25 protein-coding genes are annotated in these 25,428 nt (G+C 69.0%); 11 read left to right on the top strand and 14 right to left on the bottom strand.

What is annotated here, in order from left to right; translation table 11 throughout:
• Positions 1-41 precede the first annotated feature (41 nt).
• The 4 genes from def (at position 42) to ACZ5KV_RS08060 (ending at position 3,988) form a co-directional block, all read left to right on the top strand.
• Positions 42-566 (top strand): peptide deformylase, encoded by a 525-nt coding sequence (gene def, locus ACZ5KV_RS08075; RefSeq protein ID WP_464238793.1) that lies wholly within the window; start codon positions 42-44, stop codon positions 564-566.
• Positions 530-1,510, top strand: a complete 981-nt coding sequence (fmt, locus tag ACZ5KV_RS08070) for a methionyl-tRNA formyltransferase (RefSeq protein WP_464238792.1) — start codon at positions 530-532, stop codon at positions 1,508-1,510. The genes def and fmt overlap by 37 nt, the downstream gene beginning before the upstream one ends.
• 165 nt (positions 1,511-1,675) lie before the next feature.
• Positions 1,676-2,572 (top strand): DUF116 domain-containing protein, encoded by an 897-nt coding sequence (locus ACZ5KV_RS08065; RefSeq protein ID WP_464238791.1) that lies wholly within the window; start codon positions 1,676-1,678, stop codon positions 2,570-2,572.
• A 3-nt stretch (positions 2,573-2,575) separates the two neighbouring features.
• Positions 2,576-3,988: an RsmB/NOP family class I SAM-dependent RNA methyltransferase gene (locus ACZ5KV_RS08060; protein WP_464238790.1), complete on the top strand. Its 1,413-nt coding sequence runs from the start codon at positions 2,576-2,578 to the stop codon at positions 3,986-3,988.
• Positions 3,989-4,374: 386 nt separating this feature from the next.
• On the opposite strand, the gene ACZ5KV_RS08055 is transcribed toward ACZ5KV_RS08060, so the two are convergent.
• The 3 genes from ACZ5KV_RS08055 to ACZ5KV_RS08045 are packed head-to-tail and all read right to left on the bottom strand — an operon-like array spanning position 4,375 to position 6,854.
• The gene (locus ACZ5KV_RS08055) at positions 4,375-4,779 is read right to left on the bottom strand and encodes a DnaJ family domain-containing protein (RefSeq protein ID WP_464238789.1); all 405 of its coding nucleotides are present in this window, start codon (positions 4,777-4,779) and stop codon (positions 4,375-4,377) included.
• A 57-nt stretch (positions 4,780-4,836) separates the two neighbouring features.
• On the bottom strand, positions 4,837-5,862 hold the full coding sequence (gene rfaE1 / locus ACZ5KV_RS08050) for a D-glycero-beta-D-manno-heptose-7-phosphate kinase (protein WP_464238788.1): 1,026 nt from the start codon (positions 5,860-5,862) through the stop codon (positions 4,837-4,839).
• Between the two features lie 41 nt (positions 5,863-5,903).
• Positions 5,904-6,854 (bottom strand): ParB/RepB/Spo0J family partition protein, encoded by a 951-nt coding sequence (locus ACZ5KV_RS08045; protein ID WP_464238787.1) that lies wholly within the window; start codon positions 6,852-6,854, stop codon positions 5,904-5,906.
• Positions 6,855-6,940: 86 nt separating this feature from the next.
• On the opposite strand from ACZ5KV_RS08045, the gene ACZ5KV_RS08040 reads away from it, so the two are divergent.
• On the top strand, positions 6,941-7,351 hold the full coding sequence (locus tag ACZ5KV_RS08040; RefSeq protein ID WP_464238786.1) for a hypothetical protein: 411 nt from the start codon (positions 6,941-6,943) through the stop codon (positions 7,349-7,351).
• Positions 7,352-7,857: 506 nt separating this feature from the next.
• On the opposite strand, the gene ACZ5KV_RS08035 is transcribed toward ACZ5KV_RS08040, so the two are convergent.
• From ACZ5KV_RS08035 to queA, 10 genes are all read right to left on the bottom strand, one after another.
• Positions 7,858-8,625, bottom strand: a complete 768-nt coding sequence (locus ACZ5KV_RS08035) for a ParA family protein (protein WP_464238785.1) — start codon at positions 8,623-8,625, stop codon at positions 7,858-7,860.
• A gap of 359 nt (positions 8,626-8,984) precedes the next feature.
• A complete protein-coding gene (locus ACZ5KV_RS08030) occupies positions 8,985-9,992 on the bottom strand; it encodes an NAD-dependent epimerase (RefSeq protein WP_464238784.1) in 1,008 nt (335 codons plus the stop codon).
• A 53-nt stretch (positions 9,993-10,045) separates the two neighbouring features.
• The gene (locus ACZ5KV_RS08025) at positions 10,046-10,846 is read right to left on the bottom strand and encodes a slipin family protein (RefSeq protein ID WP_464238783.1); all 801 of its coding nucleotides are present in this window, start codon (positions 10,844-10,846) and stop codon (positions 10,046-10,048) included.
• 239 nt (positions 10,847-11,085) lie between these two features.
• Positions 11,086-12,327: an NfeD family protein gene (locus ACZ5KV_RS08020; RefSeq protein ID WP_464238782.1), complete on the bottom strand. Its 1,242-nt coding sequence runs from the start codon at positions 12,325-12,327 to the stop codon at positions 11,086-11,088.
• 621 nt (positions 12,328-12,948) lie between these two features.
• Positions 12,949-13,782: a shikimate dehydrogenase gene (gene aroE, locus ACZ5KV_RS08015; protein ID WP_464238781.1), complete on the bottom strand. Its 834-nt coding sequence runs from the start codon at positions 13,780-13,782 to the stop codon at positions 12,949-12,951.
• Between the two features lie 217 nt (positions 13,783-13,999).
• Positions 14,000-14,548 carry a 2-oxoacid:acceptor oxidoreductase family protein gene (locus ACZ5KV_RS08010; RefSeq protein WP_464238780.1) on the bottom strand — a complete coding sequence of 183 codons (549 nt, stop codon included), beginning with the start codon at positions 14,546-14,548 and terminating at the stop codon, positions 14,000-14,002.
• Entirely contained in the window at positions 14,549-15,316 is a 768-nt protein-coding gene (locus ACZ5KV_RS08005; RefSeq protein ID WP_464238779.1) for a thiamine pyrophosphate-dependent enzyme, read from the bottom strand. It lies immediately after the preceding gene.
• A 2-nt stretch (positions 15,317-15,318) separates the two neighbouring features.
• Positions 15,319-16,374, bottom strand: coding sequence for a 3-methyl-2-oxobutanoate dehydrogenase subunit VorB (locus tag ACZ5KV_RS08000; protein WP_464238778.1), 1,056 nt, complete (start codon positions 16,372-16,374; stop codon positions 15,319-15,321).
• 3 nt (positions 16,375-16,377) lie between these two features.
• Positions 16,378-16,602: a 4Fe-4S binding protein gene (locus tag ACZ5KV_RS07995; RefSeq protein WP_464238777.1), complete on the bottom strand. Its 225-nt coding sequence runs from the start codon at positions 16,600-16,602 to the stop codon at positions 16,378-16,380.
• 56 nt (positions 16,603-16,658) lie between these two features.
• A complete protein-coding gene (queA, locus tag ACZ5KV_RS07990) occupies positions 16,659-17,756 on the bottom strand; it encodes a tRNA preQ1(34) S-adenosylmethionine ribosyltransferase-isomerase QueA (protein ID WP_464241821.1) in 1,098 nt (365 codons plus the stop codon).
• A gap of 197 nt (positions 17,757-17,953) precedes the next feature.
• On the opposite strand from queA, the gene ACZ5KV_RS07985 reads away from it, so the two are divergent.
• The 6 genes from ACZ5KV_RS07985 to ACZ5KV_RS07960 all read left to right on the top strand — a co-directional run bounded on the left by ACZ5KV_RS07985 (position 17,954) and on the right by ACZ5KV_RS07960 (position 23,554).
• A complete protein-coding gene (locus ACZ5KV_RS07985; RefSeq protein WP_464238776.1) occupies positions 17,954-18,481 on the top strand; it encodes a hypothetical protein in 528 nt (175 codons plus the stop codon).
• 21 nt (positions 18,482-18,502) lie between these two features.
• A complete protein-coding gene (gene coaBC, locus ACZ5KV_RS07980; protein ID WP_464238775.1) occupies positions 18,503-19,726 on the top strand; it encodes a bifunctional phosphopantothenoylcysteine decarboxylase/phosphopantothenate--cysteine ligase CoaBC in 1,224 nt (407 codons plus the stop codon).
• Positions 19,702-20,466 (top strand): hypothetical protein, encoded by a 765-nt coding sequence (locus tag ACZ5KV_RS07975; RefSeq protein WP_464238774.1) that lies wholly within the window; start codon positions 19,702-19,704, stop codon positions 20,464-20,466. Before coaBC ends, ACZ5KV_RS07975 begins: the two co-directional genes overlap by 25 nt.
• 338 nt (positions 20,467-20,804) lie before the next feature.
• Positions 20,805-21,305: an Lrp/AsnC family transcriptional regulator gene (locus tag ACZ5KV_RS07970; RefSeq protein WP_464238773.1), complete on the top strand. Its 501-nt coding sequence runs from the start codon at positions 20,805-20,807 to the stop codon at positions 21,303-21,305.
• A gap of 66 nt (positions 21,306-21,371) precedes the next feature.
• Positions 21,372-22,475, top strand: coding sequence for an alanine dehydrogenase (ald, locus tag ACZ5KV_RS07965; RefSeq protein WP_464238772.1), 1,104 nt, complete (start codon positions 21,372-21,374; stop codon positions 22,473-22,475).
• Between the two features lie 404 nt (positions 22,476-22,879).
• Positions 22,880-23,554 carry a hypothetical protein gene (locus ACZ5KV_RS07960; RefSeq protein WP_464238771.1) on the top strand — a complete coding sequence of 225 codons (675 nt, stop codon included), beginning with the start codon at positions 22,880-22,882 and terminating at the stop codon, positions 23,552-23,554.
• Between the two features lie 113 nt (positions 23,555-23,667).
• Here the strand turns inward: ACZ5KV_RS07960 and ACZ5KV_RS07955 are convergent, their stop codons facing one another.
• Positions 23,668-25,371, bottom strand: a complete 1,704-nt coding sequence (locus tag ACZ5KV_RS07955) for a LysM peptidoglycan-binding domain-containing protein (protein ID WP_464238770.1) — start codon at positions 25,369-25,371, stop codon at positions 23,668-23,670.
• Positions 25,372-25,428 lie beyond the last annotated feature (57 nt).

Below are 25,428 nucleotides of genomic sequence, written 5' to 3'. Positions count from 1 at the left end.
CGCGCGGAGCGCGGGCCACGCGTGGGAGACAGAGTGAGGACATGACACGACCCCTGGTTTACTACCCGGACCCCGTCCTGGCCCGGCGGGCCGAGGAGATCGCGGAGATCACGCCCGAACTGCGCGCCCTGGCCGACGACATGGCCCTGACCATGTATGCCAACGAGGGCATCGGCCTTGCCGCCCCGCAGGTGGGCGAGGGCGTGCGGCTTGTGGTGGTGGACGTTTCCGGCCCCCAGCTCCGTGAGGACCTGCGCGTGCTGGTCAACCCCGTGATCACCGCCCGCAGCGAGGAGACGGTGGAGTCCGAAGAGGGCTGCCTGTCGGTGCGCAACTACCGCGCCAACGTGGAGCGCGCGGCCCAGGTCACCGTGCGGGCCACGACCCTGGACGGCCAGGACCTGACCATCGAGGCCGACGAGTTGCTGGCCATCTGCCTGCAACACGAAATCGACCACCTGGACGGCACCCTGTTCATCGACCACATCAGCCGCCTCAAGCGCTCGCTGTACGACAAGAAGGTCCGCAAATGGGCGAAGCAGCAGGACAAGGCCCCCTCCGAGTAGTCTTCATGGGCACGCCGGAGTTCGCCCGGCGCGCCCTGGAGGCCCTGACGGGATGGGACGGCTGCGAGGTCGTGGCCGTCTATTGCCAGCCCGACCGGCCCAGCGGCCGGGGTCAGGCCGTGCGCCACGGCGAGGTCAAGGCCTTCGCCCTTTCGCACGGCCTGCCCGTGTTCCAGCCCGTGAACTTCCGCGAGCAGGCCACGGTGGACGAACTGGCGGCCCTGGCGCCCGAGGTGCTGGTGGTCGCCGCCTACGGGCTCATCCTGCCCCAGCGCGTGCTGGACATCCCGCCCCTGGGCGCCCTGAACATCCACGCATCGCTCCTGCCCAAATACCGCGGCGCCGCGCCCATCCAGCGCGCCATCCTGGACGGCGAGGCCGTCACGGGCATCACCATCATGCGCATGGATGCGGGCATGGACACCGGAGACATCCTCCTGGCCCGCTCGCTGGGCATCGACATCGACGAGACGGCCAGCGAGGTCCACGACCAGTTGGCCGACCTGGGCGGACGGCTGATCGTGGACGCCCTGGGCCGCCTGCGCGCCGGGCGGCTGGTGCGCATCCCTCAGGACACCGCCCTGGCCACCTACGCTCCCAAGCTCGAAAAGGACGAAGGCCGCCTCGACTTTTCGCGCCCGGCCCGCGAGGTCCACAACCGCGCCCGGGCCATGCATCCCTGGCCGGGCGCCTTTTGCCACTGGACCGGCCCGCGCGGGGGCGAACCCCTGCGGCTGGTGCTGACCCCGGGGTGCGTCGGCCCCGAGCTGGCCGAACCCCGGCCCGCCCCCGGCACCATCCTCGGCCTGCGCGAGGGCCTTTTGGCCTTCGCCTGTGCGGATTGCGAATACCTGGTGCCCTCCCTCAAGCCCGCCGGGAAGAAGCTGCAAAGCGCCGAGGAATTCGCCCGGGGCTACCTGCCCGGGGCCGCGCGGTTGGCCTAGGATGCATCTGTTTCGGCATCCGGTGGTTGACACGCTGCCCCACTGCTGGTGCAATATCTCCCTGCAAAAGGGCCTGCAGAAGGGCCCACGGAAGACTCGGCAAAACGGCTTGGGCGCGGGTGTCCGCGATTTGTATTCCACGGCGTATTACGAAACGGTTTGTCCATGACCGGAACCGACCCTTCCCTCGCCGCTTTCGACCGCGACGACCAGAGCGCGGGCGCCGCGCGCAAGCGGCTGTTCATCGGGCTGATCACCGGCGCCTCGGTGCTCGTTTCGCTGCTGCTGGTGGGGTTGTGGGTCGTGCCCTTCGTGGGGCTGGCGGCCATCCATCCCGCCGCGCCGTGGGTTTTCGGGCTGCTGGTGGCGGCGGCCATCGCCGTGGTCGGCTGGGCCAGCCTGGGGCTGGTGCTCAATATCCTGCTCGGTCGCAGCCTGCCCTTTTCGCGCCGCCTGCGCGGGCTGACCATCAAGCTCTTTCTGCCGCTCATGGTCCTGCTCGGCCGGGCCTTGCGCATCTCCAAAGAGCGCGTGCGCTCGTCGTTCATCAAGGTCAACAACGAGCTGGTGCAGCACGAGGCCGGGCGCTACGCCCCCGAGGACGTTCTGCTGCTCATGCCCCACTGCATCCAGAACTCGCGCTGCGACGTGCGCCTGACCTACGACATCGACAACTGCAAGCGCTGCGGCAAATGCCCCATCCGCGACTTGCTGGCCCTGACCGAGCACTACGGCGTGCATCTGGCCATCGCCACCGGCGGCACCATCGCCCGGCGCATCGTGGTCCAGCTCCGGCCCCGGCTCATCGTCGCCGTGGCCTGCGAGCGCGACCTGTCCAGCGGCATTCAGGATACCTATCCCCTGCCCGTGTTCGGCGTGCTCAACGAACGCCCCCACGGCCCCTGCCTGGACACCGGCGTGTCCCTGGAGCTGGTCGAGCGCGCCCTGCAACGCTTCCTGGCCGATCCGCCCGCCCCGCGCACCCTGCCCATGGCCAGCCGCCCCGGCGTGGGCAAGGGCCCCGGCCCCCAGGCCCGCCCCGGCGCGGGCGAAGGCGCCTGAGCCTTGGCGCCTTCCGCCCCCCGCTCCGGCCCGCGCCGCTCCCGGCCCCGTGCCGTTGCCCCTGCCCTGCCCCCGGCGCGCCGGGCCGCCCTGCTGGCTCTGGAACGCTGCCTGCGCGGGCAGGACATCCAGGCCGCCCTGGACGGCGCCCTGGCCGAGGTTTTCGCCCCGGGCAAGGACGCACGTCCCGGCAACCCCGCCGCAGCCCTGGACGCCGCCCTGGCCACGGAACTGGCCTACGGCACCCTGCGCCGCAAGCCGACCCTGGATTTCATCCTGGCCACCCTGCTGCGCGACCCGGGCGCCCTGCCCGCGCCCATGCGCCTGCTCCTCGCCGTGGCGGCCTATGAAATTCTTTTCCTGGACAAAATCCCGGCCTATGCCTCCACCCACTGGGCCACCGAGCAGGTCAAGACGGCCATCAATCCCCGGCTGGGCAAGGTCTGCAACGCCGTGCTGCGCCGCGTGGCCGACCTCGGGCCCGGCTGGCGGGACGAGGCCTTCCTGCGCCAGCCGCCCCTGGCCCACGAGGCCGCGCCCCGCAAGGCCGGGCAGGCCGATGGGCCCCTCTTCCTGGCCCGGCGTTTCGGTGTGCCCCGCTGGATGGCCGCGCTGTGGCTGGACACCCGGGGCCCGGACCACACCCGGGCCCTGCTCGCCGCCACCTGCGAGGCTCCGCCCCTGGGCCTGCGCCTGCGGCCCCAGGTGCCCGGCGCCATGGAGCGCCACGCCCAGCTCGCCGCCCTGCCCTCCTGCGTGGGCGCGACCGCCACGGGCGTGGCCCTGGCCGCCCCGCCGCCCGACCTCGCCGAGCTGCTTGCCGACGGCCTGGCCGTGCGCCAGAGCCTCGCCGGGCAGGCCGCCCTCGAAGCCCTGGGTGCCGCCTCCTGGCCCCGCCCCGTGTGGGACGCCTGTTGCGGCCGGGGCGGCAAGTCCCTGCTGCTCGCCGACGCCGCCCCGGGCACGGTTCTGGCCAGCGATCCGAGCGCCCGCCGCCTTGCGGGCCTCAACGCCGAACGCCGCCGCCTGGGCGTGCCCGACGTCGCGCCCTTCCGGGCCCGGGCCGAGGCCTTCAGCCCCCGCCACCCCCTGCGTGCCATCCTCCTGGACGCACCCTGCTCCGGCCTGGGCGTCCTCAGCCGCCGCCCCGACACGCTCCTGCGCCGCACCCCGCAGGACGTGGCCGACTTCGCCCGGGTTCAGGCCCGGCTGCTGCGTCATGCCGCCACCTGCCTTGCCCCCGGCGGCCTGCTGGCCTACGTCACCTGCACCCTCACTCCCGCCGAAAACGAAGGCCAAGTGGACGCCTTCCTGACCGACCACCCCCGTTTCCACCTGAAGGCCATTCATACCACCCCCCATGACTCGCCCCTGGGCGAATTCTTTTTCGCCAGTCTGCTCGAATACCTGGGCTGAGTGAGCCCCTGCACTGCTGTGTTTTTCCGGGGGCTCCGCCCCCGGCCCCCGCGAGGGGTCGGGGACCCCTCGACCCCGCACGCCGTCCCGGAATGGCGCGGCGAAGTGTCGCCGCATCATTCCGGGACGGGGCGCGATGGGCGTGGTGAAGGCAGGAAGTCTTGCGGTTGGGGACGGGAGAACGGTTTGGGAAATTGCTTGTCGGCTTTGATGGGGCCTGGGTTGCGAGGGGGGACGAGGAGATCCAGTGTGCGAGCTGAATTGGGGGAGGAGGCCGACAGGGCTCGGGGCGGCGTCGGCTGGGGCACTGGCGTCGGCGCTGCGGCTCGGGGCGGGAGCGCGGAAACGGCTTGACAGTTTGTGCGCCTTTTCCTTTCCGGGCCCTTCTAGCCTGCCTTCAGCCCCAGACGGTCCAGGATGCGGCGGCGGTAGCCGGGCAGGGAATCCAGGAGGAGTTCGAGGCGCCCGCTGCGGTCCAGGCGGGTGGTCAGGGCGTGCAGGCGGCTGTAGGGTTCCAGGGGCGTGTCTGCGTCGGGGCTGTGCTCAAGGCGGGCGATGGCCGCGCGGGCGGCGGCTGGCGAGGTCGTGGTCGTGCCCGGGGTCAGGTGCCCGGAGTTTTTGAGGATTTTATAGGCCATGCGCAGTTCGGGTGGCAGGTGGGAGTCGTCTTCCAGAGGCAGAGGCTGCCCTTTGCCGGGCAGGTGGTCGAAGGCGCCCTCCTCGTAGGCGGCTTGGATTCTGTTTTCGGCCACCAGAGCGATGGCGCCGAGAATATCGGTGGAAGGCGGCATGGTCGTTTTTTGCTTATGAGCCCTTGTGGTGTCTTGGTTGCCAGATGTCCACCCGGGTCATTCCCCAGGGCCGAACCAGCGCTCGATTGGGATGGCGCCTTCGGCGCGCAGGTTGTGCTCCACCTGTTCCAGGGTCGCCGCCGCGGTGCCGACCTCGCCGACGACGATGCCTGCGGCGACGTTGGCCACGGCGCAGGCCTGGGCGAGGTCCAGTCCGGCTGCGGTGCCCAGGGCCAGCGCGGCGATAACCGTATCGCCCGCGCCGGTCACGTCGAACACCTTGCGCGCGGCCGTGGGGATGTGCAGCACGGAATCGGGGCTCTCGAAGAGGGCCATGCCTTCGGCGCCCAGGGTGACGAGCAGGTTGGCGCAGCCGAGCTTGCGGAAGATGCGCGCCCCGGCCCGCAGGACGGAGGTGCGGTCGTCCACGGCCAGCCCCGCGCCTTCGGCGGCTTCCTTGGTGTTGGGGGTCAGGATGTCCACGCCCTTGTAAAGGTCGAAATTGCGGACCTTGGGGTCCACGTAGACCTTGGGCCGGGCGGGCAGTCCGGCCAGCAGGGCGTGCAGGCGGTCCATGAACCGCGCGGTGACGAGGCCCTTGCCGTAGTCGGACACGACGATGACGCCGCAGGCGGGCGCCTCGGCGCGCAGGGCTTCGAACACGCGGTCTTCGGTCTCCTGGGTCAGTTCGTGGGTGCGCTCGTAGTCCACACGCACGACCTGCTGGTTCTGGGCCACGATGCGCGTCTTGCGGATGGTCGGCCGTCCGGAGTCGGGCACGGTGTGCGCGGCGACGCCGCTGTCGTGCAGCAGGCAGGCCATGAGCTTGCCGTCGGCATCGTCACCGCAGACGCCCACCACCACGGCCTGCCCGCCGAGGCTGACCACGTTGCGGGCCACGTTGCCCGCGCCGCCCAGCAAATGGCGTTCCTCGCGCACGTGGACCACGGGCACCGGCGCCTCGGGCGAGATGCGCCCCACGGAGCCGATGACGTAATGGTCCAGAACCAGATCGCCCACGATGAGCACGCGCGCGCCGCGCAGGCGGGGCAGGTTGGCCAGCAGTTCACCCTTGTCGAGCATGGGGCTCCCTTGGCGCCGGTCTGGGCGCCGCGTTGCCGGGGTTATTCGTCGGCGTCCGCGCGGGTGGTGGCGGATTCGACCAGCGGCACGCCGATGGTCCGCAGGATGCCGTTCAACTCGTCGAGGCTGGAGTAGTGCAGCACGAGTTGGCCTTTGTCCAGCCCGCCGCGCAGGGCCACGGGCACGGCCATGACGGCCTCGATGTCTTCCATGGCTTCGCGCAGGGCCTCGGGCAGGGCCGAGGCGGCGCCTTTGCGCGCCCGGGCCGGGCCGGAGGCGGCGGGACGGGCGCTGCCTTCCTCGCCGGGCAGAACGCCGGTGCGCTTCCAGTAGGCGGCCATGGCCTCGGCCTCGCGCACGGACAGGGCGCGCTCGACGATGCGCTGGCGCATGGCCTCCTGGTCGTCGGAGCCGGTAAGCACCAGCAGGGCCCGGCCGTGCCCGGCGGTCATGGCTCCGGTGCGGATGTCGCGCTGGATGGCGTCGGGGAGTTGGGTCAGGCGCAGCATGTTGGCAATGGCCGGGCGGCTCTTGCCGACCTTTTCGGCCATTTGTTCCTGGGTCAGGCCGAATTCCTCCTGGAGGCGTTGCAGGCCCAGGGCCTCTTCGATGGGATTGAGGTCCTCGCGCTGGAGGTTTTCGATGAGCGCGATGGCCAGGCTTTCCTCGTCGGTCATGGTGCGTACGATAGCGGGCAGCTCGGCCAGCTCGGCGAGCTGCGAGGCGCGCCAGCGGCGTTCGCCGGCCACCAGCTCGTAGAGGTGGTCCGGGTCGTCCACAGGGCGGATCAGGATGGGTTGGAGCACACCGTTGGTGCGGATGGACTCGGCCAGTTCCGCCAGGGCGGCCTCGTCGAAGTCGCGCCGGGGTTGTTTGGGGTTGGGGCGAATTCTGCCCGCCGGAACCTGGACGATTTCCGGGGCGCCAAGGCCCTCGCCGAAACCCTGCAACAGGGCGTCCAGTCCTCGACCCAATCCGCGCTTGGCCGACATGTCTACTCTCCTTGACAATCGTTCACATTCAACTACGTAGTTCGCAGCCGCCCGGCTCGCCGGGCCACCCCACCAGGAGGAATCCCGTGTCCGAACGCCCGTATGCCATTTTGCACGACGACCAGGGCCAGCCCTTTGGCGTCTTCATTTCCGCCGCCTTGTGGGCCGAGGTCCAGGCCGAGATTCTGCCCGTGCTCCAGCGCGCCGCCGGGCAGCCGGACGAGCAGCCCGAGGAGGCCTTCCCCGAGCCCATGAAGGACTGGGACGACCTGCTCGCCTACTGGGACCTGCCCTACCCGCTGGACCGCGCCGTGACCTGCGGCCACTGCGGCGCCCAGAGCGCCGACTGGCAGGCTGACGAGCCGCGCCTGTTCCGCCTCAAGGCCTGCAACATCGGCGGGCTGGTCAGCTTCGAGTGCCAAGCGTGCCGCGCCCGGGTCACCAAGCGCCATTTCAAGGACGGCGTCAAGGTCCAGACCGCTCCCTTCGCAAAATAGCGGCGGCGGAGCGGTTCGCCGTGCCGTGCCGTGCCTGCCGCAGTTTTGCGGCGTCGTGCGCCCGGACCCGGTGGGCCGCGTGGCGCCGTCCGGGCCGTCGACCGCGCCCGGGGGCGGGCTTCGCGGAGCCAGTGGGGCCGGGATCGGGCATTGCTGTCAGGGCGTTACGCCCCTCTGGCCGCTCTGGTCCTGAACAGTTGCTCCTCTCTCACTACGCGCTGTGCCTTGCCTGCACGGACCGCTTCTTCCGGCTGACTGCTCCGGGGCCCTTCGCGGTGCCCGGATGCGGCGTTGCGTCAGGCCGGGCCGCAGGCTCACGGTTGCCTGAGGCGTTCCGTTTGGCCGCGCTCTTCAGGGCGTTGCCCTGGGTACCCGGTCGTTCCCCGGTCGAGCCCGCGGCGAGGTTGGTCGAAGCCGTTGCGCTTGCGCTCTCACGCTGTTTTTCGCCTTTCGGGATTCCGCCCTGCCCTGCTGCGTGTGAAGGCTGCAAGCCGCTCCGCATTCTTCTAGTGCGCCTGTCTGCCGACCACTTCCTGCGCCAGTTGCAGGTACGCCATGGCACCCTTGGAGTGGATGTCGTAGCTGATGACCGGCTTGCCGAAGCTCGGCGCTTCGGACAGGCGCACGTTACGCGGCACGATGGTCTGCAACAGGTAGTCCGGGAACGTCTTGCGGATTTCGTTCTTGACCTGGTGCGAGAGGCGGTTGCGCAGGTCGTACATGGTCAGCAGCACACCGAGCAGACGGATGTCCGGGTTCAGGCGTTTGCGCACGAGGCTGTAGGTCTGCACCAGCTTGGCGATGCCCTCCAGGGCGAAATATTCGCATTGCAGCGGAATGAGCACCTCGCGCGCGGCGCACAGGGCGTTCAGGGTAATCAGCCCCAAGGACGGTGGGCAGTCGAGGATGATAAAATCGTAGTCGTCGGCCAGCGGCTCCACGACCTGCCGCAGGAAATATTCGCGGCGCGGCTGGTTCACGAGGTCCAACTCGGCGGCAACGAGATCCTGGTGCGCCGGAAGGACGGAGAGGAATGGGATGCTCGTCTTGTAGATGGCGCTGCGGGCCTGGGCCGGATCGCCGAGCACGGTGTAGAGGTTTTCTTTGACCTGCTCGGGGTAGACACCAAAGCCGCTGGAGGCGTTGGCCTGCGGGTCGCAGTCCACCACGAGGACGTTTTTTTCCATGACGGCCAAGCTGGCGGCGAGGTTCACCGCCGTGGTTGTCTTGCCCACGCCACCTTTCTGATTGGCTACGACGATGATACGCGACACGGTGGACCTCTCCTGGCCGGAGTGTTTCATGTGAAACATGGAGGCCGGTTCGACGGTGCTTACCGGCTTGTCGGCGCGCTGCCCGTCTTCTGCGCCCTGTGCGGGCGGCCCGGGCGGGTGACAAGGCCGGTTCTGCTGTCGTCTGCCTCGGCGCGACCCGCTCATGTGGGAGGTTCGTTCGGGCGGCGTTCCGACGGCACGGTGACTTGGATCGTCCGTGCCACTTCCGCGAAGGCCTCCCCCTTCGAGGTCAGTCGCGCCCTGCGGTCTGCTGCGCCTGGGCCGATTTGCTGTGCGCAGAAAGGCACAGAGCGCCTGGAGCCTGGGCGACTGTCGGCGCCCAGGCTCCAGAGCGGGACTCAAACCTTGTAGTAATCCCGGTACCAAGCGATGAACTGTTTGATGCCGTATTCGATGCTCGTGGCCGGCTTGAAGCCCACGTCGGCGATGAGGTCGTCCACATCGGCGTAGGTGGCCGGAACGTCGCCGGGCTGCATGTCCATGTAATTCCTGACGGCGGTCATGCCCAGTTCCTTCTCGACGGTTTCGATGAAGGTGCCCAGCTCGACCCAGTTGTTGTTGCCGATGTTGTAGATTTTGTAGGGCGCGCAGGAGGAGCTGGGGTCTGGCGTGGCGCCGGTCCAGGTCGGGTTTGGGGTCGCTGTGTGCTTGATGACCCGGACCACGCCTTCGATGATGTCGTCGATATAGGTGAAGTCGCGGCGCATCTTGCCGTGGTTGAAGACGTTGATGGGCTTGCCCTCGAGAATGGCCTTGGTGAACAGGAACAGGGCCATGTCGGGGCGGCCCCAGGGGCCGTAGACCGTGAAAAAGCGCAGGCCCGTGCAGGGCAGTTTGTAGAGATAGGCGTAGGAGTGGGCCATCAGCTCGTTGCTCTTCTTGGTGGCGGCGTAGAGGCTGATGGGGTGGTCCACGTTATGATGCACCGAGAAGGGCATGGTCGTGTTCAGCCCGTAGACGGAGCTGGACGAGGCGAACACGCAATGCTCGACTTTCGTATGGCGGCAGCCTTCGAGAATGTTCAGGAAGCCGGTGGAGTTGGAATCGATGTACGACCGCGGGTTGATGATGCTGTAGCGCACGCCAGCCTGGGCCGCCAGGTTCATGACGTGGGTGAAGCCCTCTTTGCGGAACAGGGCTTCCATGGGCTCGGCGTCCTGGAGGTTGATGTTGGCGTGGGTGAAGGCCTTGTGGTCCAGCAGTTGGGCCAGCCGGGCTTTTTTGAGGTCCACGCTGTAGTAGTCGTTCAGGTTGTCCAGCCCGACCACGGTGTGGCCCTCGCCAAGCAGCCGCAGGCTGAGATGGTAGCCGATGAAACCAGCCGCACCGGTGACAAGAATTTTCATACGTCCAGTCCTGGATTGAGTGAAGGTCGGGGCGGCACTCCGCCCCGGCCAGGTTACGCGTCTTCTGATGTTTCACGGGAAACAGGGGCGGCCTGGGGGGCTCCCTGCCGCACGCCACTCTTCCAGTGGAACTGGAAAAAATCAAGAGGAATGGGCAGGACCGTGGAGGCCTTGGCTTCGGAGGTCATCTCGCGCATAGTCTGTAAGTACCTGAGTTGCATGGCTTCCGGATGCTTGCTGATGATGGCGGCAGCCTCGGAAAGTTTTGTCGCGGCCTGATACTCGCCCTCGGCGTTGATGACCTTGGCGCGTCGTTCGCGCTCGGCTTCGGCCTGTTTGGCCATGGCACGTTGCATTTCCTGGGGCAGGTCCACGTACTTCAGCTCCACGGTGCTGACCTTGATGCCCCAAGGATCGGTCTGCTGATCCAGGATTTCCTGGATCTGGAGGTTGATCTTGTCGCGGTGGGCCAGGATGTCGTCCAGTTCCACCCCGCCGCAGACGCTACGCAAGGTGGTCTGCGCCAGTTGCGAGGTGGCGAACATATAGTCCTCGATCTCCACGATGGCCCGTACGGGATCGACCACCCGGAAGTAGACCACGGCATTGACTTTGATGCTCACGTTGTCGCGGGTGATGACATCCTGGCTGGGCACGTCCAGGGTCACGATGCGCAGGCTGACCTTGGTCATGCGGTCGATGACCGGGATAAGGATGATGAGCCCCGGGCCTTTGGCCTGGATGATGCGCCCAAGGCGGAAGATGACACCGCGCTCGTACTCGTTGAGCACACGCAGAGCGGCGCCGAGAAACAGGACGATGATGACCAGTGCCGGGAGCCAGGTGAAGAACATGGCAGCCTCGCTGTTGTTAGATGGTTGTATTTGATCGTCTGGTGTTCCGCCGTGCCGCGTGCGGCTTCGCCTGTGCCTGCGGGCTTTGCTGCCCTGCTCCCCTTCGGTGCGCGGCAAGAGTCCGTTGGTTTGCCTGTGGCCGGCACCTCCTCGGGAAGGCGCCCGGTGCAGCCGCAAGCGTCACGGCGGTCCCGCCGCGTCGGTCGCCCGCGTTCCGTGGGAGGGTCGCCTGGGGCAGGCTATTGGGAGGGGCTGCTCTCCCGGGCGTCCTGGTTTTCCGGGGCCACGGTCAGGGTCAGGCCCCGGGCCGCCACGACCCTGACCCGATCGCCCACGGCCAGGGCCTGCTCCCCGGAAGACACGGCCTTCCATGATTCACCGCGCACGAATACCTGCCCTTCCTGCCTATCCCATTTTGTAATACGCCCGGTCAGACCGATCATCGCATCCAGGCCGTGCATGCCACGCCGCCGCTGAGCGCGGGTAATGAGCACCAGGCACAGGCTCATGATGGCCGCAACGGCGGTGACGGTGACGATGATCGTCGCCAGGGGCACCCCTTCCAGCCCCGGCGTGGGCGTGATGAGGATAAGCGACCCCAGGAACAGGGCCACCAGCCCGGCGATGGACAACATACCGAAACTGGTGACGAAAATTTCCAGGACGAACAGGACCACGGCGAAAAGAATGAGCAGGATGCCCGCGGTGCTTGTCGGCAGGATGGACAATGCGTACAGCGCCAGCAAAAGGCTCAGCCCGCCGAGGACGCCGGGCAGAATGGCTCCGGGCGTGGTGAATTCGAAAAACAGCCCTGCAATACCGCCGAGCAGCAGCAGGTAGGCGATCTGCGGGTCGAGCAGCCAGGAGAGCATCCGGTGGCGCAGCCCGGGGTCGTAGCTGTCCAGGCGGACGCCCTGCGGGTCGAAGCGCAGCGTGCCCCCGGGTGCGGGGATGCCGCGCACGGCCAATTGCGCCAGCATGTCCCGGGGTGAATCGGCGAGCATCTCCACCACGCCGGTCATCACGGCCTCTTGGGCCGTGACGCTCACCGCCGCGTCCACGGCGTCCTGGTACCACGCGGAGTTGCGTCCGCGCGATTCCGCCAGCCCGCGCACGTAGCTCATGAGGTCGTTCTTGATCTTTTCGGCCATGGTCGGGTCCACATCCTTGCCGCCCATCTCCACCGGACTGGCCGCGCCGATGGTCGTTTGCGGGCTCATGGCCGCCACATGCGCCGCCGCCACCAGGAAAACCCCCGCCGACGTGGCCCGGGCGCCATTCGGGCCGACCCACAGCAGCACGGGAATTCGTGCCCCGAGGATGGAGCTGACCATGGCGCGCATGGAGGTCACCAGGCCGCCCGGGGTGTCCAGCTCCAGCAGCAGGGCCTGGTAGCCGCCCTCCTCCGCCCGGGCCAGAGCGTGGCTCAGCAGTTGTTCCGTGGCCGGGGTGATGGGCCCGCGCACCGCGGCATGCAGCACCGGGAACGCCGCGAGGCGCTCGGCCGTGTCTGGCGCGGTTGCCGCCGGAGGCGCCGGGGATGCGCCGGGCGCAGCGGGTGCGGGGACGGCCGTCAGGGCCGCACCGGCGTGAGAAAACAGGGCCACGGCGAGCAATACCGCAGCCAGGAGAAGCCGGTGCCCCGGCCCGCCACGGGCGCGACGCCAGGGCGTGTTCCACGGGAAACAGCGGGCCCGCGGGCCTGAAGATGGAGTATCCATGGCTGTTGCATAGCAGAGAAAAAGCTTGCACGGCAAGGTGAAACGGACCCGCCCCGTCCGGCTTCGCCCTGGAGTGCTCCCGGCGTCCAGGCGTTTCGGGCGGGGCGTTCGACGTGATGGCCGACGATGCGGCGATTCTCCCGGTGTCCGGCGCGTTTGAACAGGCGGTCGGATTTTCAACCGGCGGGGAGCGCCGATCCCGCGAGTTGTGCCCGCCGGGCCTGTCGGCTCCCCGCCCTTCGCGGCGCTTCGGCACGGTTCCCGGATCGCGCGAGGCGCAGGAGCCGGTACGCGAAGGGCCTGGAGGCGGCGGCCGCGTGCCGCGCGTCGCCGCAGGCGCACCCTCCGGCGCCGCCCGGGCGCGCCTGCCGTGGCCGCCGCCTATTTCCGGCCCAGCAGTTCGCTTATCAGGGTGCGGGCGGCGGGCAGGTCGAAGGTCTTGCCGGTCCAGAGGCGGAACTGCTCGCTGCCCTGATGCAGGAACATCTCCATGCCGCCGATGATCCGGGCGGCCATGGCGCAGGCCCGGGCCAGGAACACGGTCTGGCGGGGATTGTAGACCAGATCGTAGGCGATCTGCCCCGGGGTGAAGAGCGCGGTGGCGGGCCAGGGCGACTGGCCCTGGTCCACGCCGCGCATGCCCAGGGGGGTGGTGTTGACCACGAGTTCGGCGCGCGGCGCGCTGGCGCGCTGCTCCCAGGGGGTGGCCTGGGCGCCGAATGCGGCGGCCAGGGCCTGGGCCTTGGGCAGGGAGCGCGCGGTGACGAGAACGCGGGGCACGCCCAGCTCGGCCAGCCCGGCGAGCACGGCCCGGGCCGCGCCCCCGGCGCCGAGCACGAGGGCGGACTCCGGCGCGGCGTTCAGGGCCCGCAGCGGCGCCAGGAATCCGGGCACGTCCGTGTTGTCGCCCAGCAGGCGCCCGCCGTCGCGGTACACGGTGTTCACGGCCCCGGCGCGCCGGGCACGCGGGGAAATGTCGTCCAGGAACTCCATGACCGCGACCTTATGCGGGATGGTCACGGACAGCCCGGTCCAAAAACCGTCGCGCATTCCGTCCATGAAGGCGGGCAGACCGGCAGGTTCCAGGGGGCAGGCCCGGTACTCCCCGGGCAGGCCCGCGCGGGCCAGGGCCCAGTTGTGCAGGGCCGGGCTCAGGGTGTGGCCCAGGGGATGGCCGATGATGCCGTACTGCGGGGTGGCGGTCTTCGGGGTCATGATTGCTCCGTTCCGAGGAGGTGGCAGATCCATGAGCGCATGTCGGGAAAGGCCCGGGAGGCGTGGAATTGCTGGGAAAGGGCCATTCTCGGACCACTAGCACGGGGTCGCGGGCCCTGTCCACCCCGGGCGGGCGGCGGGGCGGCGGACGCAGGCGGAACAAAAAAGGCGGCGGACCCGGAGGTCCGCCGCCCGAAAGGCCGGTGCCGCGTGCGGGTCAGGCCTTGGCGGCGATATCCGCCCCGGCCTGGATGGCCTCGGCGTTCTTGGGGATGAGCTTGGCGTAGCGCGAGGAGATGACGCTGGGCAGGGCGTCCTGCACGGCGGCGATGGGCATGACGCCCGTGGCCTGTACATAGGCGCCCAGGGCGACCATGTTGGCCATGCGCGTGTTGCCCAGGCCGTCGGCCACCGCGTTGCAGGGCACGAATACGCTGCGCACGCGCTTCGTCTCGGCCAGGGCCGGGTCGATGAGCGAGGAGTTGACGATCTGCACGCCGCCGTCCTCCAGCCGGGGCTGGAATTTGTCCAGGGACGGGCGGTTCATGAGGATGAGCGACTTGGGCGTGCGGATGATGGGCGAGCCGATGTCCTCGGAGGAGACGACCACGGTGCAGTTGGCCGTGCCGCCGCGCATCTCGGGCCCGTAGACCGGGATATAGGTCACGTTCAGGCCCTGGTGCATGCCCGCGTAGGCCAGCAGGTTGCCGATGAGCATCACGCCCTGGCCGCCGAAGCCGGCCATGATAACGTCCTGGTAGAGCATCTACTTGTCCTCCCCGCCGCCGGTGCGGTCCACGATGTTGCCCAGGGGGAAGTAGGGGATCAGTTCCTCGGTCACGCGCTTGTTGGCGTCCACCGGGCTCATCTTCCAGTTGGTCGGGCAGGTGGCCAGGAACTCCACGAAGCTGAAGCCCAGGCCCTGTTCCTGGCACTCGAAGGCCTTGCGCACGGCTTTCTTGGCCCGGGCGATGTTCTTGATGGTGTTCACGGCCACGCGTTCGCAGAAGACCACGCCGCCGAGCATGCCGATGATCTCGGCCATCTTGATGGGCAGGCCTTCGCGCTCGGCGCAGCGCCCGCCGGGGCAGGTGGTGGTGGCCTGGCCGATCATGGTCGTGGGCGCCATCTGGCCGCCGGTCATGCCGTAGACGGTGTTGTTGACGAAGATCACGGTGATGCGCTCGCCGCGGTTGGCGGCGTGCATGATCTCGGCCATGCCGATGGAGGCCAGGTCGCCGTCGCCCTGATAGGTGAACACGGTCTTGTCCGGCCGGGCGCGCTTGACGCCGGTGGCCACCGCCGGGGCGCGGCCGTGGGGCGACTCCACGGCGTCCACGTTCAGGTAGTTGTACAGGAACACGGAGCAGCCGATGGAGCCCACGGCGATGGTCTTCCCGGCCAGGTCCATCTCGTCGATGACCTCGGCCACGATGCGGTGGGCGGTGCCGTGCTGGCAGCCGGGGCAATAGTGGGTCGGCCGGTCGATGATCACGTCCGGCGTCTTGAAGACGAGTTTTTCAGCGGCTTGCATGGCTAGCCCTCCAGGCTCTTGAGGATCGGCCCTTCCAGATCGTCGGGGTTGGGCAGCTCTCCGGGCATGACGCCGAAGAAGTCCGAATCGGCCTTGGTGCGAATGGCCAGGCGCACGTCGTCGACCATCTGCCCGCAGTTGTGCTCGATGGTCAGGAAGCGCTTGCCCTGGTCCGCCAGGGCCGCGAGGGTCGCGTCGGGGAAGGGGTACAGCGTGATGGGCCGCAAGAGGCCGACCTTGAGCCCCCGGGCGCGCAGCTTGCGCACGGTCGACTTGGCGATGCGCCCGATGGAGCCGTAGGCGCAGACGATCAGTTCGGCGTCCGCGGTCTGGAACTCCTCGCAGCGCACCTCGGCGCGCATGGCGGCGTACTTGGCCATGAGATGGCGGTTCTGCCCGGCCAGGGCGCCCTCGTCCAGGAACAGCGACTTGATGAGCCGCTTGTCGCGCCCCGCGTTGCCGTCCAGGTGCCACGAGGCCGAGGCGTCGTCGTATTCCACGCTGTCGCGGCGGGCGATGGGCTCCTTCATCTGGCCCAGGATGGCGTCGCCCAGGATGAGCACCGGGTTGCGGTACTTGAAGGCCAGGGCGAAGGCCTCGATGGTCAGGTCGTAGGCTTCCTGGCAGGTGGCCGGAGCCAGGACCAGCAGGCGGTAGTCGCCGTGGCCGCCGCCGCGCGTGGACTGGTAGTAGTCGCCCTGGGCCGGGCCGATGTCGCCCAGGCCCGGGCCGCCGCGGTTCATGTTCACCACCACGGCGGGCAGCTCGCTGCCGGCCATGTAGGAGATGGCCTCCTGCTTGAGGGACATGCCGGGGCTGGACGAGGAGGTCATGCAGCGCACGCCCGTGGACGCGGCGCCGAGAAGCATGTTGGCCGCGGCGACCTCGCTCTCGGCCTGCACGAACTCGCCCCCGGCCTCGGGCAGCGCCTTGGACAGGAACTCGGGGATGTCGTTCTGCGGGGTGATGGGATAGCCGAAGAAGCAGCGGCAGCCCGCGTCCAGCGCGCCCTGGGCAATGGCTTCGTTGCCCTTGATGAAGACTCTTTCAGGAGCCATGGTTCACTCCTTTGCGGCTTTGGCTGTCTTGTACACGGTAATGCACATGTCGGGACACATCCTGGCGCACGAGGCGCATCCCGTGCACGAGTCCATGTCCTTGACCTCGATCACCTTGTAGCCCTGGGCGTTGAAGCGCTCGGACTGCACGATGATCTCCACGGGACAGACCGTGGTGCACAGCAGGCACCCCTTGCAGCGGTCTTCCCGGACCTCGATTCGTGACATCGTGGAGACTCCTTTGAAGGTGGCCTTGGCCCCGCGCCGTTCCGCCGACGGGGGCTCTAGAGAATGAGCATTGCGTCTCCGTAGGAGAAAAAGCGCAAGCCGTTGTCCAGGGCATGCCGGTAGGCCCGCAGGATGGGGCCCCGCCCGGCGAGAGCCGAAACCATAATAAGCAGCGAGGACTCTGGCAAATGGAAATTGGTCAGCAGATGGTCCACCGTCGTGAACGCATATCCCGGGGTGATGTAGATGTCCGTCCAGCCCGTATAGGGCGCGATGGAGCCCGTGGCGCGGTGGGCGCCCTCCAGGGCGCGCACCGACGTGGTGCCCACGGCCACCACGGGGCGGCCCTCGCGCCGGGCCCGGGCCACGGCCGCGGCTGTTTCCTGTGAAACCTCGACGTACTCGCGGTGCATGACGTGCTCGCGGATATCCGCGCAGCGCACGGGGCTGAAGGTGCCGTAGCCCACGTAGAGCGTGACCTCGGCCCAGCCGACGCCCCGCGCGGCCAGGGCCGCGCGCACCTCGGGGGTGAAGTGCAGCCCGGCCGTGGGCGCGGCCACGGAGCCGAGCTTGGTTTCGGCGGCGTAGACCGTCTGGTAGCGTTTGGCGTCCTCGGGGGTGTCGGGGCGGCGGATGTAGGGCGGCAGGGGGTAGTGCCCCAGGCGCAGGAACAGCCCGGCCAGATCGCCGCGCCAGCGCAGACGCACCCGGGCCCGGCCGAACTCGCCGCGCTCCAGCACGTCCAGCGCGAAATGCTCGTCGAAGCGCACGATCTCGCCCGGGCGCGGGCCCTTGGAGGCCCGCAGCAGCCCTTCGGCCTGGGCCGCGAAGCCTCCCCGCCCGTCCTCGCGGGCGGCCTCCAGGAGCAGGGGCAGCGGCGTGAGCAGCAGGAACTCCACCCGCCCGCCCGAGGGCTTGTGCCCGAACACGCGCGCCGGGAGCACCCGCGAGTTGTTGGCCACCAGCAGCGCCCCCTCGGGCACACGCCCGACGATGGACGCGAAGGTGTCGATGGCCATGGCTCCGGAGGCACGGTCGAGCACCAGCAGGCGCGAGGCGTCGCGCCGGGGGCTGGGCGCCTGGGCGATGCGCTCCTCGGGCAGGTCGTAGGTGTAGGAACTGAGGCGGAAATCCTCGGGAATATCGTCGTGCATGCGGGTGGACATAGGCTCCGGTTTGCCGGGCCGCCGGGCGCGCGGAGGCGGTCGCCGCCGCCGGTCGCGGGGGGGCCGGGTTGCGTTGAACTTTGCGCGGGTCTCGGGTAGGGTGTCTGCGCCGGTGCCGTGGCGCACCGTCCTGCGCGGCCGCCGGGCGCGCGGCCGCCCCCCCCCGGACCCCCAAAGGAGGAGACATGCATAGGATACTTCTGACCGTCCTGGCAATCATCGCCCTGCTGGGCGCCACCGGCTGCCAGTCCGTACTCAGCGACCACAGCGAGGGCAAATCCCAGACCGCCAGCCGCCCCGCCCCGACCACCAACCCCGTGGGCTCCTACCAGGAGTTCGACGATGTGCTCATCCCCAACGAGCTGAGCCTGCAGGGCAAGTCCTCCTTCGTCTTCGAGACCCCGCAGTTCAAGACCGGCATCGTGGTCTACAAGGGCCGGGTGGACGCCGTGTCCCTGGCGAACTTCTTCGAGAAGGAGCTGCCCAAGGACAACTGGCGCCTGCGCAGCAAGATGAAGTACAACCGGACCATCATGGTCTTCGAGAAGCCCGACCGCGACTGCGTGATCAACATCCTCGACGACACCTTCAGCACCACGCTGGAGATCATGATCGCCCCGCGCATGGACGCCGCGGCCAGCAGCTCGCAGCCCGCCTTCGGCGCCCCGGCCCCCACCCAGACCTCGCCCTTCGAGGAGACGCTGCCCCAGTAACCGGGACGGCACGGACACGCCATGCAGTCGCATCTCGCATTCACGGGCTACCTGGGCCGCCGTCTGCACCTGGGCGTATGCGGCAGCGTGGCGGCCTACAAGGCCTTGGAACTTCTGCGCCTGCTTACGGGCACGGGGCTCGGCGTCGGCGCCACGCTGACGGCCAGCGCCGAGCGTTTCGTCTCGCGCCTGGGCTTCGAGGCGCTGGGTGCCGCCCCGGTCTACGGGCCCATGTTCGACCCCGCCCAGGGGCCCTTTGCCCACCTGGAGCCCGGCCAGAGCGCCGACGCCATGCTCGTCGCCCCGGCCACGGCCAACACCCTGGCCCGGCTGGCCCACGGGCTGGCCGACGACCAGTTGTCCTGCCAGGCCCTGGCCTTCCCGGGGCCGCTGGTGATCGCCCCGGCCATGAACCCCCGGCTGTGGAACGCCCCGGCCACCCGCGCCAACTGCGACCTGCTCCGGGAGCGCGGCGCGGTCTTCGCCGGGCCCGCCTGCGGCGAAATGGCCTGCGGCGAGGAGGGCCGGGGGCGCTTCGCACCCCTGGAGGAAATCTTCGCCCTGGCCCTGCGCGCGGTCACGAAGCAGGATCTCGCGGGCATCGACGTGCTGCTGACCCTGGGGCCGACCCGCGAGTATTTCGACTGCGTGCGCTACTGGAGCAACCCCAGCACCGGGACCATGGGCGCGGCCCTGGCCGTGGCGGCGTGGCTGCGCGGGGCGCGGGTGCGTGCCGTGTGCGGGCCGGTCGGCCTGTGGCTGCCGCCCGGCATCGAGCGTGTGGACGTGACCTCGGCCCTGGAAATGCATCAGGCGGCCATGGATCTCTTTCCCGTCGCGCACTGGGCCTGCTGCACCGCCGCCGTTGCCGATTTCCGCCCCGAGCCGTTCGGCCCGGGCAAGTTCAAAAAGGAATCCGGCGGGCTGGCCGTGGCCTTCGCGCCGAATCCGGACATCCTGGCAGCCATGGGCCGCGCGCGCACGAAGGGCCAGCGCCTGTGCGGCTTCGCCGCCGAGGCCGCCGATGCGCAGGCCATGGAGGCCCAGGCCCGGGGCAAGCTCCAGCGCAAGAATCTGGACCTGATCATCGCCAACGACGTGACCGCGCCCGGCTGCGGCTTTGCCGCGCCGACCAACGGCGTTCTGGCCCTGGACGCCCAGGGCCGGACCGAGCGCTGGCCCGTGCTGCCCAAGACCGAGGTGGCCTGGAGGATTTGGGATTGGATGCTCGCGCTCTCGTCCTGAGCGAGGACCTGCGCATCTGGCACGACCTGGGCCTGCATCACGTTCTGTGCACGCAGGACGTTGCCGCCCTGCGCCCCGCGCCAGCCGCGTTCGCCACGCCAGGGCCCGCCCGGCCCGTCCAGGCTCCGGCCCCTGCGGCGCGCTCCGCGTCCGGCGGGCCTCCTCCCCGTCCGCGCGCGGCCGGTGCCCCCGAAGCCCCGCGCGGCGCCGGGGCCGCCAAGCCGCAGCCCCCGCGCGGCGCCCAGGCCCCTGAAGCCGCCGTCCCTCCCCCACCCCCTTCGGCGGTCCCGGGCGGTCCCCTGGCCGTCTTCCCCTGGGAGCAGTTCCGCCCCAAGCTCGCCGCGCCCAGCCGTACCGTCTGGACCTATTGGGAGCTTGCCGTCGATTTCGGCCCCCGGCCCGACCCGGCGCGCCGCGAACTGTTCCGCAATATCATCAAGGCCCTGCACTGGCCGCCCAACAGCGTGGCCTTCTGGCCTCTTTCCTTCGAGCACCAGGGCCAGCTTCTGGCCAACAAGGGCTCCTTCCTGCGCGGCGTGGGCGAAACCGGGGCGGGCACCATCGTCTGCTTCGGCCCGCGCGCGTTCGAGGTGCTCTTCCCCCGCCAGCGCTACGCCCCCGGCACCCACCGCCTGGACGCGCGCACCGTCCTGGCCCTGCCCGGCCCGGAGGAGCTGCTCGGCGGCGACGCCCAGGCCAAGCGCCTGGCCTGGGACACCCTGCGCGCCCTGCGCTTCTGAGGCCGGGCGGTCGGCACCCGGCCTGCGCGCGCCGGGGGCGTCACGGTGCAATGTCCTCGCCGTCACGGCGCCTGTCGGCGCGTTGCCCGATCCCGGTCTTTTCGCCCATCCTCATGCGATTTTTCCTCCTTCGCCCTCCCCGCCTTCCTTTCGCCCCGCTCCTGGTTGCGGGCGCGGCGGGGGTGCGGCATACTCGGGCGGGCTGACCGCCGCGCCAGGGGCAGCCGAAAGGAAGGGGCAAATGTGCCCGATAGATTTTGTGGTTTGTCGAATTGACAGGGGTTGAATTTTCTGTTTAGAAAATTCTCGGCGATCGATTTTTTCAGGAGCCTTTTGCGATGGCCAGGGACGAAAAGTTCACTTTGGAGCGGCAGGACCGCAGATTGCTGGCCGTGCTGGCCGAGGATGGCCAGCTTTCGGCGGGCAAGGTGTCCGAGCGGCTGGGGGTCACGAGCCCCACGGTGCGCTCGCGGATGAAGAACCTTATGGCGGCGGGCGTGCTGCGCGTCGCCGGGCTGGTGGACCCGTTCCGCATCAAGGGGCTGGAGGTCGCCTTCGTGGGCATCACGGTGGAGACGCACAGCAAGATGGACGACATGCTCCAGAAGGTGTCGGCCCTGGACAAGGTGAACTGGGCGGCCGTGGTCACGGGGCGCTACGACATCATGGTCGAAGTCCTGCTGCCCGAAGGCACCGACGATCTCTACACGTTCATCAACGATGAGCTTTCGGCCATCGGCGGGGTGGCGGCCAGCGAGTCCTTCATGGTCATGAAGGCCAAGCGCAAGTGGGTGCCCCTGCCCCGGGCGGTGCGCCGAAGGTTTTTCGGGCAGGACTAGACCGGGCCTGCACGGCCACCGCGCGGCGCGGCGGCAAACCACAATCCTTTCTGCGAGGTGGATCCCATGATCATTGGTGTTCCCAAAGAAATCAAGACGTTGGAGAACCGGGTCTCCATGACTCCGGGCGGCGTGGAAACCCTGGTCCGGCGCGGGCACACCGTGCTGGTGGAAGCAGGCGCGGGCCTGGGCAGCGGCCTGGCCGACGCCGAGTACGAGGCGGCCGGCGCCTCCCTGGTTTCCCGCGAGGCGGCCTGGGGCGCGCAGATGGTCGTGAAGGTCAAGGAGCCGGTGGCCGAGGAGTACGGCTTCTTGCGCAACGACCTGCTGCTGTTCACCTACCTGCACCTGGCCGCCGAGGAGAAGCTGACCAAGGCCCTGCTGGACGCGGGCACGACCTCCATCGCCTACGAGACCGTGCAGTTGCCTGACGGCTCCCTGCCGTTGCTGACGCCCATGTCCGAAGTGGCCGGGCGCATGGCCGCGCAGGTCGGCGCGCACTACCTGGAGAAATCCCAGGGCGGGCGCGGCATTCTGCTGGGCGGCGTGCCCGGCGTGACCCCCGGCTCCGTGGTCATCCTCGGTGCGGGCGTGGTCGGCGCCAACGCGGCCAAGATGGCCCTGGGCCTGGGCGCCCAGGTCACGGTCATCGACATCAACCACAAGCGCCTGACCTACATGGACGACGTGTTCGGCGGGCGGCTGGTCACCGTGTCCTCCACCGAGCCGAACATCCGCAAGGCCGTGCAGTTCGCCGACCTGCTCATCGGCTGCGTGCTCATCCCCGGCGCCAAGGCGCCCAAGCTGGTCACCGCCGACATGATCAAGACCATGAAGGACGGCTCGGTCGTCGTGGACGTGGCCATCGACCAAGGCGGCTGCATCGAGACCATCAAGCCCACCACCCACAAGGACCCGACCTATCTCGTGGGCAACGTGGTCCACTACGGCGTGACCAACATGCCCGGCGCGGTGCCGCGTACCTCGACCTTCGCCCTGGCCAACCAGACCCTGCCCTACGCCATCAAGCTGGCCGACAAGGGCTTCGACGCCCTGCGCGCCGACAATGCCCTGCTGCTGGGCCTGAACACCCACAAGGGCACCCTGACCTGCCCCGCCGTGGGCGAAGCCTTCGGCATCGACGCAATCACCCCGGCTCAGGCGCTGTAGTCCCCCCCCCTCTTACAGGGCCAAAGCCACAGGCCCCCCGGCATCTGCCGGGGGGCTCTTTTTGTGCATGAAAGGGATCGCGAGGAACGATGTCGCATGTTTCCTTTTTGTATTACAAAATGTATGTATTTTGAAAACATATTCTTTCTTGACGTGTTGACGTGCATTCTTCGGCGGATCGATCCGCAGACAGGCGGGCGTCCTCGCGCGTCCTTCGGCCGTCCCGCGCGCCGTCCGGTTCGTTTGCCCGCAGGGCCCGCCCGAAATGCCATTCGCGTGGCTTTTGTCACACCGCCGTAACCTGGGTATGCCATGCAACGCGGTGTCCCTACCGCCACCCTTCCCCGCGAGGTCCCATGCCGCGTCGCGTTTTCCTATCCGTTCCGCGCCTGCTGGCGGCCGTCATGGCGTTGCTGTTTTTCACCGTGGGCGCCCGGGCCGTCGTCGAGGCGCCGCTGCGGCTGGTCTATGCCGAAACCAGCACCGCCGGGCAGGCTTCCAAAGAATACCTGCTTGAGCCCGGCCCCGGCGGCGGCTGGCGCATCAGCTTGCACGAGCGGGGCGTGAACCGGGTCATCGTCTGCGACGCGGACCTGGGCACCGTGCGCGAGGAATACCACGACCCAGCCAGCGGCGACGCGCTGGCCATGGAGCGCCGGGGCGACGCCCTGCGCCTGACGGGCACCCTGGGGGGCCGCGCGGTGGACCGCTCCTTCCCCCTGGAGGCGCCCTGGTACGGCTCGGTGCTCCTGCTGCGGGCTTTCGTGCTCTCGGGCGAGCCCGAGGTGCTCTTCCACGTCAGCAAGCCCGAAGACGAGCAGGTGGTGCTGCTGAAGGCCATCCGCCAGGGCGTCGAGGTTATCGACGTGGGCGGCGCGGCGGTGCGGGCCGTGCGCGTGAAGTACACGGTGCCCGGGGTGCGCGGGCTGTTCTGGAGCTCGCTCTACTGGTACCGCGCCAGCGACGGGCTGCTGGTCAGGACCGAGGAGACGCGCGGGGGCCCGGGCACGCCCACGGTCCATGCCGAGCTGCTGGCGGCCACGGGCCTCGACGGCGCGCCCCTGACCGCGTGGCGCTAGCCGGGAGACGGCCCGCCCACGCAAGCCCCCTGCCCCGCCCGCGCGGCAAAGCGAAAGCCCGGGCGACGGAATCCTCCGTCGCCCGGGCTTTCGCGTGCCGTCCGGCCCGAGGGCTACTGGTAGAGCTTCAGGCTGTCCCCGGGGTAGATGCGCGGGGAGGACAGGTTGTTCCAGGTCAGGATGGAGTCGGTGCTGACCCCGAAGCGCTTGGCGATGGAATACAGGGTGTCGCCGGACTGGACCTTGTAGGAGATCGCGGACTTGGCCCGCGCGGCTTCCTTGCGCGACTGCTTGGCGGCCAGCAGGCCCTGGTCGGGGATGTACAGGCGCTGGCCGACCTTGAGGGTGGTCCTGGTGGTGATGCCGTTGGCGGCGGCGAGGTTCGCGGGGGTGGTGTTGTATTTCTTGGCCACGGCCCACAGCGAGTCGCCGGGCTGGATCACGTAGTTGGAGCGCGACTGGGCCAGTTGGCGCACGGATTTCTTGCCCGTGGAGCCTTTTTCGGCGCTGGGGCCCTGCTTCTTCATCCGCTCGGCGGTCATGCCCGCCTCGCCCTTGCCGGGCACCTTGAGCACCTGGCCCGGGCGGATGAGATTCGAGTTCACGCTGTTGTAGTTCTTGAGCACGGAGACGGGCACGCCGAAGCGGTTGGAGATGCGGTACCAGGAGTCGCCGCTTTTGACCTTGTAGAAGGTGTAGTAGCCGCCGAACTCCTTGAAGCTCTTGCCCGAGGCCCAGGCCACGGCCTGGGGCACCAGCGCCTCGTCGGGCAGGTAGACGGTGGAATGCTTGTCGGGGTGGCTGCCCGCTTCGAGGAAGGCCGGGTTGTGGACCTTGAACTCATCCCAGGACATGCCCAGGTGCTTGGCCAGGGCGCGCAGGTCGGTCTTGGGCGGGATCTGCACCGAGGCCACGGTGTCCGGTCCGGTCCAGTCGGGCTTCTCGAAACCCAGGGCCTCGAGGTTGCGCACGATCTTGATGACGGCCATGAGCTTGGGCACGTAGTGGCGGGTTTCCTGGGGCAGGTAGTAGAGCCGCCGCCCGGCCTTGGTGCGGTCCTGCTTCATCTGCGACAGTTCGAAAAAGTCGGTGCAGCCGCTGCGCGCGATGGCCTTGGCCACGCGGCCCTCGCCCGCGTTGTAGGCCGCCAGGGCCAGATACCAGTCGCCGAAGTCGCCGTAGAGCTTGGTCAGGTAGTCGGCGGCGGCGTGGGTGGCCTTGTAGGGGTCGTTGCGCTCGTCCAGCCACCAGCCCACGTGCAGGCCGTACTTCTTGCCCGTGAAGGGCATGAACTGCCACAGGCCCTGGGCCCCGGCGCGGGAGCGCACGGCGGTGTTGTAGCCGCTTTCCACGAAGGGCAGGTAGACCAGCTCGTGGGGCAGCCCGCGCTCGGCGAACACGCGGCGCACGTAAGGCAGATAGCGCTCCGAGCGCTTGAGCCAGGCCTCGAAATGCTTGCGGCCCTTGTGGGTGAAATAGGTGAAATAGGCCCGGACCTCTTCGGTGTCGCGCTCGTCCAGTTCGAAGGCGGTGTCCGCGTCGCTTTCCAGGGCTTGGCGCTCCTGGAGGGTCAGTTCGGTGCCGTCGGGTTCGTCGAGGGCCTGGTCGTCGGCGAGGGGGTCGAGTCTGCCATCCGGGGAAAGTTCGGCGGCGGTGCCGTCGTCCTGGGCGTCTTCCCGGGTGGCGGCGTTTCCCGCGGGCGGGGCGGAGAGGTCCGCGTCCGCCACCGGTTTCTTCACGGCGCATCCGGGCAGGGCCGCCAGGAGCAGCACCGCGAACAGTACGGGCGCGATTGCGCGGACCAGGGGTTTGTGCATACGCTTTGCTTTCCGTTCTCTTGAGGTTGGCCGGGTGAAAACGGGCAGTCCCGGAAA

It is taken from the genome of Desulfocurvus thunnarius (assembly GCF_055390965.1).
Note: the sequence above shows the minus strand (reverse complement) of the source record. Positions and strands in the feature narration are given on the sequence as shown.

What these genes read in the sequence shown, in the direction of transcription:
- ACZ5KV_RS08025 (WP_464238783.1), bottom strand. Translation starts at nt 10,846, where the DNA reads ATGTTCTTCACCTGGCTCCCGGCACTGGTCATCATCGTCCTGTTTCTC.
- ald (WP_464238772.1), top strand. Translation starts at nt 21,372, where the DNA reads ATGATCATTGGTGTTCCCAAAGAAATCAAGACGTTGGAGAACCGGGTC.
- coaBC (WP_464238775.1), top strand. Translation starts at nt 18,503, where the DNA reads ATGCAGTCGCATCTCGCATTCACGGGCTACCTGGGCCGCCGTCTGCAC.
- ACZ5KV_RS08005 (WP_464238779.1), bottom strand. Translation starts at nt 15,316, where the DNA reads ATGCAAGCCGCTGAAAAACTCGTCTTCAAGACGCCGGACGTGATCATC.
- fmt (WP_464238792.1), top strand. Translation starts at nt 530, where the DNA reads ATGGGCGAAGCAGCAGGACAAGGCCCCCTCCGAGTAGTCTTCATGGGC.
- ACZ5KV_RS08055 (WP_464238789.1), bottom strand. Translation starts at nt 4,779, where the DNA reads ATGCCGCCTTCCACCGATATTCTCGGCGCCATCGCTCTGGTGGCCGAA.
- def (WP_464238793.1), top strand. Translation starts at nt 42, where the DNA reads ATGACACGACCCCTGGTTTACTACCCGGACCCCGTCCTGGCCCGGCGG.
- ACZ5KV_RS07970 (WP_464238773.1), top strand. Translation starts at nt 20,805, where the DNA reads ATGGCCAGGGACGAAAAGTTCACTTTGGAGCGGCAGGACCGCAGATTG.
- ACZ5KV_RS07995 (WP_464238777.1), bottom strand. Translation starts at nt 16,602, where the DNA reads ATGTCACGAATCGAGGTCCGGGAAGACCGCTGCAAGGGGTGCCTGCTG.
- ACZ5KV_RS07985 (WP_464238776.1), top strand. Translation starts at nt 17,954, where the DNA reads ATGCATAGGATACTTCTGACCGTCCTGGCAATCATCGCCCTGCTGGGC.
- ACZ5KV_RS08045 (WP_464238787.1), bottom strand. Translation starts at nt 6,854, where the DNA reads ATGTCGGCCAAGCGCGGATTGGGTCGAGGACTGGACGCCCTGTTGCAG.
- ACZ5KV_RS08000 (WP_464238778.1), bottom strand. Translation starts at nt 16,374, where the DNA reads ATGGCTCCTGAAAGAGTCTTCATCAAGGGCAACGAAGCCATTGCCCAG.
- rfaE1 (WP_464238788.1), bottom strand. Translation starts at nt 5,862, where the DNA reads ATGCTCGACAAGGGTGAACTGCTGGCCAACCTGCCCCGCCTGCGCGGC.
- ACZ5KV_RS07955 (WP_464238770.1), bottom strand. Translation starts at nt 25,371, where the DNA reads ATGCACAAACCCCTGGTCCGCGCAATCGCGCCCGTACTGTTCGCGGTG.
- ACZ5KV_RS08010 (WP_464238780.1), bottom strand. Translation starts at nt 14,548, where the DNA reads ATGCTCTACCAGGACGTTATCATGGCCGGCTTCGGCGGCCAGGGCGTG.
- ACZ5KV_RS08065 (WP_464238791.1), top strand. Translation starts at nt 1,676, where the DNA reads ATGACCGGAACCGACCCTTCCCTCGCCGCTTTCGACCGCGACGACCAG.
- ACZ5KV_RS08030 (WP_464238784.1), bottom strand. Translation starts at nt 9,992, where the DNA reads ATGAAAATTCTTGTCACCGGTGCGGCTGGTTTCATCGGCTACCATCTC.
- aroE (WP_464238781.1), bottom strand. Translation starts at nt 13,782, where the DNA reads ATGACCCCGAAGACCGCCACCCCGCAGTACGGCATCATCGGCCATCCC.
- queA (WP_464241821.1), bottom strand. Translation starts at nt 17,756, where the DNA reads ATGCACGACGATATTCCCGAGGATTTCCGCCTCAGTTCCTACACCTAC.
- ACZ5KV_RS07960 (WP_464238771.1), top strand. Translation starts at nt 22,880, where the DNA reads ATGGCGTTGCTGTTTTTCACCGTGGGCGCCCGGGCCGTCGTCGAGGCG.